Genomic DNA, 6274 nt, shown 5'->3' on the forward strand with positions numbered 1-6274 from the left:
TGTCCGGCGCCTCTGGTCAGCGGCTGGTCGACCGTGTACGCAAGGCTCCTGGCGAAGGGCTGCCCGTCCTGCCTGCCCGTGATGAGGATGGCGGCCTGTCCCGGCTTGCGGGCGGGCATGTCCGCCCGCCAGGCGTTGCCGGTCTTGCTGAGGTTGAGCGGCTGGCCGTCCAGGCTGGCTGATTCCAGAATGGGCGCCTGCGCGGTGTCGAGCCTGTCGGGTTTGCCGGGCTGGCCCTGCCCGTCCAGACTCCACGCGAGCATGCCGCCCTGCCTGCTGATGGCGGCGATCCCGCCGCCAGTGCTTGCAGCCTGCACGTACTGCTGGCTCCCGTCATCCGCCCGGGTGGGCTTGCTGCCGGGCTGCCAGGCCCAGACGTGGCCGTCCTTGCCGACGATTATGGCCTGGTCCTTGTTGGCAGTGATCCTGCTGGCTTTCATGCCTTCCGGCAGGCTGACAGCTGTGATGCTGCTCTTGCCATCGGCCTGGTAATAGGTGTGACCGTCTGTGTCCAGGAGGAGAAGCCCCTGGCTGAGCGCTTGTGCTTGGATGATGCGCGTGCCCGGATCTTGTTTAAGATCTGCGGGTTTGGCTTTTCTGGTGTTGTTCGCATCCCAGGTCCAGGCCTGCCCGTCGGAGTCCAGGGCGAGGATCCGGCTGCCGGAGGAGACGGCGGTGACGGCCTGCGCCTTTCCGGGCAGGCTGGTTGCGGCCTGCCCCAAGAATTTCGGGTTCAGGGCCTGGCTGTCGGCCTGGCTGGTCCGGAAAGCGTGGACCTGTCCCTGCCTGTCCACTGCCAAGAGCCGGTCATTGTTTAGGCTGATGCTGGTGAATTCGGCATCCTGGCTGGTGTCGAGGATCGTGGGAGTTGTTTGTCCGTTGGTCCAGGTGTAGATGTGCTGGTCGGATCCGAGCGCCGCCTGCCATAGGCTGCCGGCTGCAACCTGCAGGTAGTGGAACCCGCCGGGAGCCTGGACGGGAGAAGGTACCTGTTTAGGTGTGCTGTCCTGCGTCCAGGTGTAGATGCGACCGTCGCCGGTTAGGCTCACAACCTGGTCGCCTGCACTGTGGATGCTCGTGTAATAGGGTTCCTGCCGGTTGGGTGGGCTGATGGTCAGCCGGGCTCCGGAGGCGGGCCCATGATCCGGGCTCAGCACCCAGTCCGTGACCTTCGTCCACTTGGCTTTCAGGGTCGTGTCCTGGAGGATTGGGATTTGGAAGTCGAAAGGCTGTCCATTGTATGTCCATCCATCGAACAGGAAGCCATCACGCATAGGGTTCTTTTCCAAGGGAGCGGCGAGAGTGCCTGTTTGCACGGTTGATTGTGTTGGCTTGCTGCCGTCGGCAGGGTCGAAGCGCACTACATGCGCGGCTTGATCATTTGTCTTTTCGGCTGATTTAGCCGGAGCGGAGTCTGTATTGTCAGGTGTTCCCGTCGTCGATGACGGGGTGTCTGGACTTGGCGTTGCTGGGCTTAATGGTGTGGTGGTTTGTATTGGTGATGGTGTGGGTAGTGGTGTGCTGGTTGCGTTGCTGGGGAGGGTGCCGGGGGTTCCGTCAGCTACGCGAGGGGTCTGACGACCCCCCCCCCCCGGTGAGTATGGGAGCGTCCGCCTGGGCGGATGCGACGCCCAGTCCTGCCAGCAGGCTTAGCAGGACGGTCATCATCGCCATGATGCGACGCAGACGGGAAACCAGATGCATGAAACCAAAACCCCTTCACCAAACACCAAGCGGAGCAAACACCGCTTGCCTATAGCCTTAACGTTCTCCTGTCAGAAAGTCGCCCAATGCTCAAGGTCAGCCCGTGCAACAGACTGCACAAATCCTGACGGAAGCCAGTGGTCTTTTCGACATCCCCCGCTTTTCACCCTACCACCCAGCCCGCAGACAACACACACGAGCCAGGTCAGTCATCGACGACAATGAATTTTTTGGTTGAGCAAAAGTAATTGTTTCCAGCAATTATCTGGAACTGGGAGCACGGACGAGGACCGAGCGGACTTTGGGTTCTGTACCCCTTGGTCGGTTTGCCCAAGTTTCCTTCTTCTCAGTGCAGAGGCGGGGCGTGCATCTGCTCTCAATTCCTGTCAGCATCAGTCGACAGTAGTGTGGTGGTGGGGGCGCAAGAGGAGTGCCGGCTCTCTTGGGGATGAGTCTTGTATGTGGCATTCCTTCGTGCGCCCCCGTTATAAGCCGGGGGTGGGGGGATTGATCCGCCTCCGGCCTGTCTTACTCGTGCGAAGTGTGCAATAGCCTATGCCGTTCCCTCCTATGGCGGCGCGAGGCCAGGACCCCGCCCATGCCGGTCATGCCGGTGGCCAGGGCGAGCAGGATGCCTTCCCCTCCGGCCCTTGGGAGCACGCCTGCAGGCAGGTATGTATATCTGAGGGAGGTGTCGGGCTGCTGGGCTGTGCCGCCCAGCGTGTAGTCCACGCTGACCGTGACCGTGCCTGGCACGTGTATTGGCGTGAGCACGGTGACGCTGTTGTCTTTGCCATGCGTCAAGCCAGATACGGCAGTCTGGTCGAATTTGACGCCGGTGATCGCCAGCTGCAGGTTGAACACCACCGGCACAGGAATATTCGATAGGCTGGTGTTGCCGTTGCCTAGCTGGCCATAACCGTTGTATCCGCAGGCGTACGTGTATCCGTTTGGGCTCACGGCCAGCGAATGATGGTCTCCGGCAATGAACTGTGTGGCTTTTAGTCCTTTGCTCGAGTCGGTGGGGCTGGCGGGGTCGCGCACGTGCACAGGAACAGACGAATTGCTGTAGCTGGTGCCGTTGCCGAGTTGGCCATAGGCGTTGTATCCCCAGGCGTAGGCGTACCCGTCGCTGCCCACGGCTAGCGAATGATTGTATCCGCCGCTCACTTGTACGGCTTGCAATCCTTTGCTCGTATCGTAAGGGCTGGCGGGGTCGCGTGCGCGGACAGGAACAGACCAGTCGTTGTAGGTGGTGTTGTTGCCGAGCTGGCCATTGCTGTTGTATCCCCAGGCGTAGGCGTATCCGTCGCTGCCCACGGCTAGCGAATGATAGGTTCCGGTGCTTACTTGTGTGGCTTTCAGCCCTATGTTCGTGTCGGTGGGGCTAACGGGGTCGCGCACGCGCACGGGAACACTCGAAGAGTTGCCACGGGTGTTGTTGCCGAGTTGGGCACGGTAGTTGTCTCCCCACGCGTAGGCGTATCCGTCGCTGCCCACGGCCAGCGAATGCTCGTATCCGGCGCTGACTTGCACGTAGGCCAAATCTGCAGGCACATCTGTAGAAGTTTTGGGATCAGGCTTGCTCACCATGACCGGCGTCGTCCTGCTGGTGGTCGTCCCGTCGCCAAGCTGACCAGAGCTGTTGTATCCCCACGCGTAGGTGTTCCCATCGGCGCCCACAGCTAGTGAATGATAGGTTCCGCCGCTTACTTGTACGGCTTTCAGTCCTTTGCTCCTGTCAGTGGGGCTGTCGGGGTCGCGTACGCGCACCGGAACAGTCGAAGAGCTGTGACTGTTGTTGCCGAGCTGGCCATGGTTGTTCCATCCCCAGGTGTAGGCGTATCCATCGCTGCCCACGGCCAGGGAATGGTAGTATCCGGCGCTGACCTGCACGTAGGTGAAGTCCGTGGGCGCGCCTTCAGGCTTCTTCACCATGACCGGTGTGGTCCGGCTGGTTCTCGTCCCGTCGCCAAGCTGTCCCCGGTCGTTGTTTCCCCATGCGTAGGCGTTCCCGTCGCTGCCCACAGCCAAGGAAAAACCATAGGAATAATAACCGTCGTATTTTGATCCGCTGAGTTGGCTGAATCTGATGCCTCGGCTGGTGTTCGGCGGTGTGATGGTGGTGGATTCGTTGCCCAGTTGACTGCCCTTGTCGGGGCTGATCCTCCACTTGTCGTTCCCGCTTTCAGTCCACTTGGCGGTCAGGGAGAGGTCCTTGGTGATGGGCTTGCTGAAGTCGTAGGCGACTTCGCCGGTGAACCAGCCGTCGAACTGGTAGCCTTCACGCGTCGGGTCGGGCGTGGGCCGCTTCACCCTGCCGTAGGGGTCTGAGATGTTCTGGTCGGCGGGTTCGGGGCTTCCTCCGTCCGCATTGAAGGTGACTGTATGGGTGGTGCCCTGCTGGTCGTCTCTGGTCAGCGGCTGGTCGACCGTGTAGTCGAGGCTTCTGGTGAAGGGCTGGCCGTCCTGCCTGCCGGCGATGGTGATGGCGGCTGGACCTGGCTTGCGTGCAGGGATTTCCGCCTGCCAGATGCTGCTGGTCTTGCTGAGTTTGAGCGGTTGGCTGTCCAGGCTGGCAGATTCCAGGGTGGGCGCCTGTGCGGTGTCGAGTCTGGCTGGCTTGCCGGGCTGGCCCTGCTCGTCCAGGCTCCATTTATATATGTCGCCCTGCCTGCTGATAGCAATGATTCTGTTGCCTGCAGCTGTTGCCTGCACAAACTGCTGGTTCCCGTTGTCCGTGCGCATGGGCGCTTCGCCGGGCTTCCAGGCCCAGAGGCGGCCGTTCGTGCCGACGATCATGGCTTGGTCATTGTTGGTGGCGGCCGAGCTGGCTTTCATGCCTTCTGGCAGGTTGACGGTAGTGGACTCGGCTGCGGTGTTGGCCAGGTACCGGGCTTGCCCGTCCGCGTTCAGAAGGAGAAACCCCTGGTTGAGGGCTTGGGCTTGGACGGTGCGCATGCCGGGCTGCTGTTTGATGCGTGCGGGTTCGGCTTTTCCGGTGTTGTTCTTGTCCCAGGTCCAGGCTTGCCCGTCTGCGTCCAGGGCGAGGATCCGGCTGGCGGAGGCTGCGGCGAGGACGGCCTGCGCCTGCCCCGGCAGCCTGGTTGTGGTTTGCTCGACGGGCTTCTGGTGCGGATTCTGGCTGCCGGTCTGGCTGTCTTGGAAGGCGTGGACCTGTCCCTGCTGGTCCACGGCTAGTAGCCGGTCGTCGTTCATGCTGATGCTGGTGAACCTGCTGCTCTGGCTGGTGTCGAGGATCACGGGTGTTGCTTGTTGGCTGTTCCAGGTGTAGATGTGTTGGTCGGATCCTAATGCGGCCTGCGATCGGCTGCCGACTGTGGCCTGCAGGTAGTGGAACCCGGCAGGAGTCTGCGCGGGGGAGGGAACCTGTTTGGGTGTGCCATCTTGCGTCCAGGTGTAGATGCGGCCGTCGCCGGTCAGGCCGACAGTCTGGTCTCCTGCGGTTTGGACGCTGACGTAGCAGGGTTCCTGCGGGCTGGGCGGGTTGATGGTCAGCCGGGTGCCGGAGGCGGGCCCGTGCTCCGGGTTCAGCGTCCAGTCCGTGGTCTTCGACCATTGGGCTTTCAGGGTAGTGTCCTGGAGGATGGGGGTCTGCAAGTCGAAGGGCTGGCCGTCAAGCGTCCATCCGTCGAACAGGAAGCCCTCGCGCACTGGGTTCTGTTGCGGGGGAGCGGCGAGAGTGCCGGTTTTCACGGTTGACTGGGTGGGCTTGCTGCCGTCGGCTGGGTCGAAGCGCACTATGTGTGAAGTGTGATCATCGGTATCGGATGGCTTGGTTGAAGCGGATCCTGTGTTGTCCGGACTGCTTGTTGACGATTGCGGGGTATTTGGGCTTGGTGTCGTGGAGCTCAGTGGCGAGGAAGGTGTCAGCGGTGATGGCGAGGGCAGTGGAGTGTTTTTTGCGTTGCTGGGGAGAATGCCGGGGGTTTGCTTAGCTACGCGAGGGGTCTGACGACCCCCCCCCCCCGGTGAGAATAGGAGCATCCGCCGCGTTGGCGGATGCGACGCCCAGGCCTGCCAGCAGGCCCAGCAGGACGGTCATCATCGCCAACGCGCGACGCAGACGGGAAACCAGATGCATGACTCGTAAACCCCTTCACCAACACCAAGCGGAGCCAGCGGCTCGCTTAAAAGCGTCTTGTTTGCCGGAAAGCCGTCCTGTCTTTCAACGCCAACCCTGCACCGGATTGCAGGAACTGTGGCGGAAGCCAGCCGTCTTCCCGTTACCCCTGTTTTTCACCATACCACCGGTTTGACAAGCAACACACAAGCCGGATCCAAACGCCCGACGGCTGTGATTGCAGTAATTGGGCATAGTCGGCTGCTTAGGGCAATTATGAAATTGCATGAAAGGGGCTGGCTAGGATCAGGTGGGGATGGCCGCCATGGCGGGGTGGTTGCATGCCCGTATCCCGCCATGGCGGTTGCCCCTCTCCTGATGTGCCGTCCAGACTTTGCAGGCTGGGCGGAGTGTGGTGGGGGCGCGGGAGGGAAGTGTCGGCTCTCTTGGGGTTTGAGCCTTGATTGGCACGTTCCTCCCTGCTCC

The 6274-nt window shown here is 61.7% G+C and carries 2 pseudogenes; both read right to left on the minus strand.

Annotated elements, in window-relative coordinates:
* Positions 1-1704: pseudogene (locus tag AC0AII_RS08660) on the minus strand (InlB B-repeat-containing protein); the annotation flags it as partial.
* A gap of 528 nt (positions 1705-2232) precedes the next feature.
* Positions 2233-5809: pseudogene (locus AC0AII_RS08665) on the minus strand (RCC1 domain-containing protein).
* Positions 5810-6274 lie beyond the last annotated feature (465 nt).

Source organism: Bifidobacterium sp. VU/mBH4 (B4), assembly GCF_058199535.1.